This window comes from Sporosarcina limicola (assembly GCF_014873855.1).
Classification (GTDB): domain Bacteria; phylum Bacillota; class Bacilli; order Bacillales_A; family Planococcaceae; genus Sporosarcina; species Sporosarcina limicola.
Genome location: NZ_JADBEL010000012.1, coordinates 64580 through 67594 on the forward strand (window position 1 = coordinate 64580; position 3015 = coordinate 67594).

Genomic DNA, 3015 nt, shown 5'->3' on the forward strand with positions numbered 1-3015 from the left:
CGAGCTTCTGGCATCCCGGAGCCTAGACACTCGGAAAAGGCGGAGGGTGCCGCTCAGACGCGACAGGCATAAGGCAGATTGGCGAAGCGGCGTTCCTTTGCCGCACAGCCAAGCTGACTTATGACCCGAGCTTCTGGCATCCCGGAGCCTAGACACTCGGAAAAGGCGGGGGGTGCGGGAAACCTTATCATCGAAAAAAATCCCGCAAAAGAACCGGAAATTGTGTAAACTATACTAAAGGAGGGAGGCGTCTAAATCCGCCTTCCTTATTTCTTTTCAAAACCCGACTTCAAGAAAGGGGAACACCATAAATGAAGCATATTGACACGAGCAAAATCACATTTTGGGGATTCGCATTTCTGCTCCTCATTTTTATTGAAGCGACATTTTTCCATAACGGCAATACCGTGTTCGTCCTTCTTGGTGCCGGACTTCTTTATTACGGGTCACGTAAACGCTCCAAGTGGACGTTTGTGATTGGTCTATTTTTCATCGTAATGGCGCTTCTTACATTATGGAGTTTACGTCTCCTTATTTTCACGATTCTCTTGTATGTCCTTGTTAAGTTATGGAAGGGCGTCCCTTCAGGGGAAATTATGCGTCCGCTCAAGGAATTCCAAAAGGAAACACCGAATGGAATATGGAAAAACAAGCTGTTTACCATCCAGTCCTCCCCGTTTACCTCATATGAATGGGAAGACATCCACGTTCAGGGATTTTTCGGGGACATTCACATCGATGTGACGGATACGGTGTTACCGAAAGGGACTTCTTTTATTTCGGTTCGACAAGGCCTCGGGAAAATCAAAATCGATTTGCCCTATGAAATTCCTGTACGCATCCATTACACAACACTCCTTGGGGATGCACGGATTTTCGACGTCCACCGGAAAAAGTTAATCAATGAAACACTTCATATGAAAGATAGTTATGAGGGGCAACAAGTTGGACACGCGGAACTGATTATTACATTGTCGACATGGTTCGGAGATATCGAGGTGACGAGAAAATGAAAGCAATCATCGGACGTGGGTTATTTCTGTCGTTTCTTTTCATTGGAATAGCAGCGATTTACATCTATTGTCTTCTCAATCTTCCTTTGAAGGAAAGTTGGTTTGCATTTTACAAGTTAAAATTTGCAGATGTCCCTCTCGGCATTTTGATTTTAAACACGTCGCTCATACTTGGTTGGGGAATCGCTATTTGGACGGCCTCCCTCGGACGTTCGAAAGAGAAAGCGATTGAGCAAAGATTGACCGATTTGATGGATTCAGAGAAAATTGGCGATTCAAATAAAAGGTTCTCTCCCCGGGTGGATCGAGCAATCGATACCGTTTCCGATGTCATCGTCACGCAGCGGAAAAGCTTGCAACGCATTACTGACGAGCGAGCGGAGGCGCAAGACAAGCTCATTCAGGAACGCATTGTGCAAGAACGGCAACGGCTTGCACGCGAATTGCATGATTCCGTTTCCCAACAACTGTTTGCCGCATCCATGTTGTTATCCGCCATTACGGAACAGGGTGGCGACAGCGAGGCACAAAAACCATTGCGTCTAGTCGAACGGATGGTACAGCAAGCCCAGCTAGAAATGCGGGCATTGCTCCTGCATTTGCGACCAGCTGCACTAAACAATAAATCACTTGCGGAAGGTCTCGAAGAACTGCTAGTGGAATTAAAAGAGAAAGTAACCTTCGATATCCGCTTTCGTCTTGAGGAAGTGGAGCTGTCGAAGGGAGCGGAAGATCATTTATTCCGCATCGCGCAAGAGACATTGTCGAATACACTCCGCCACGCCCAAGCGACGGAAGTTAATGTGTTATTCGTCGAACGGGATGGCCTTGCAATTTTCCGTGTACAAGATAACGGTATTGGTTTTAGGGAAAATGACGGCAAAGGCGGTTCCTATGGATTGCAGAACGTCAAAGAACGCGCGATTGAAATCGGCGGTTCTTGCAAAATTGTTTCAGTACCGTCGCAAGGAACGATTGTCGAAGTGAAATTGCCTACGCGGAAAGAGGAGGATCCGAATGATCAAGATACTACTAGTGGATGATCATGAAATGGTGCGCATTGGCGTATCGGCCTACTTGCAAATACAGCAAGATATGGAGGTTATCGGTGAAGCAGTGAATGGACGCGAGGCGGTCGATAAGGCGCTGGTGTTGCGTCCCGATATCATTTTGATGGATATGGTCATGCCGGAAATGAATGGCGCCGAAGCAACTGCGGCCATCATCAAAGAGTGGCCGGAAGCGAAAATTGTCATTGTTACAAGCTTTTTGGACGATGATAAAGTCTATCCCGCGCTTGAGGCGGGTGCCATCAGTTACATATTGAAGACATCGAATGCGAAGCGGATTGCGGAGGCGATTCGTGAAACCTTGAAAGGTCAAACGGTGTTGGAGCCTGAAGTGACGACGAAAATGATGCAAAAAATGCGCGCGGGCAATGAACGGTCGTTGCATGATGACTTAACGGAGCGAGAATCTGAGGTTTTATTGCTACTTGCGAAAGGTAAAACGAATCAGGAAATCGCGGACGACTTGTTCATCGCATTAAAGACAGTGAAGACACATGTGAGCAATTTGCTGTCGAAGTTAGAAGTGCAGGATCGAACGCAGGCGGTTATTTATGCGTTTCATAATGGGTTGGTTAAGTGAGTGTTTGATAGGAGGGATGACGTCTGAAATCGGAGGGATGCGATTTTGGGCGCTTTTTTGTGGGTTTGGCGAGGGGTTACAGTTTTAGGATTTGCCATTACAGTTTTACGGATTGCCATGACAGTTCGCACGAGCCATTACAGTTTTACGGATTGCCATGACAGTTCGCACGAGCCATTACAGTTTTACGGATTGCCATGACAGTTCGCAGCATTCCCCTTACAGTTTGCGGATTTGCCATGACAGTTCGCACAAGCCATTACAGTTTTACGGATTGCCATGACAGTTCGCACGAGCCATTACAGTTTTACGGATTGCCATGACAGTTCGCACGAGCCATTACAGTTTTAAT

4 protein-coding genes are annotated in these 3015 nt (G+C 46.8%); all 4 read left to right on the forward strand.

Annotated elements, in window-relative coordinates; all coding sequences use genetic code 11:
* The first annotated feature begins 311 nt into the window (after positions 1 to 311).
* Genes liaF through H4683_RS11675 form a run of 4 tightly spaced genes read left to right on the forward strand, consistent with a single transcriptional unit; the run spans position 312 to position 2864 of the window.
* Positions 312 to 1013, forward strand: a complete 702-nt coding sequence (liaF, locus tag H4683_RS11660; protein ID WP_192599014.1) for a cell wall-active antibiotics response protein LiaF — start codon at positions 312 to 314, stop codon at positions 1011 to 1013.
* Complete coding sequence (locus H4683_RS11665; protein ID WP_192599015.1) at positions 1010 to 2056, forward strand: sensor histidine kinase; 1047 nt, start codon at positions 1010 to 1012, stop codon at positions 2054 to 2056. Before liaF ends, H4683_RS11665 begins: the two co-directional genes overlap by 4 nt.
* Positions 2031 to 2663 carry a response regulator gene (locus H4683_RS11670; protein WP_192599016.1) on the forward strand — a complete coding sequence of 211 codons (633 nt, stop codon included), beginning with the start codon at positions 2031 to 2033 and terminating at the stop codon, positions 2661 to 2663. Before H4683_RS11665 ends, H4683_RS11670 begins: the two co-directional genes overlap by 26 nt.
* A gap of 45 nt (positions 2664 to 2708) precedes the next feature.
* On the forward strand, positions 2709 to 2864 hold the full coding sequence (locus tag H4683_RS11675; RefSeq protein WP_192599017.1) for a hypothetical protein: 156 nt from the start codon (positions 2709 to 2711) through the stop codon (positions 2862 to 2864).
* Positions 2865 to 3015: the final 151 nt, after the last annotated feature.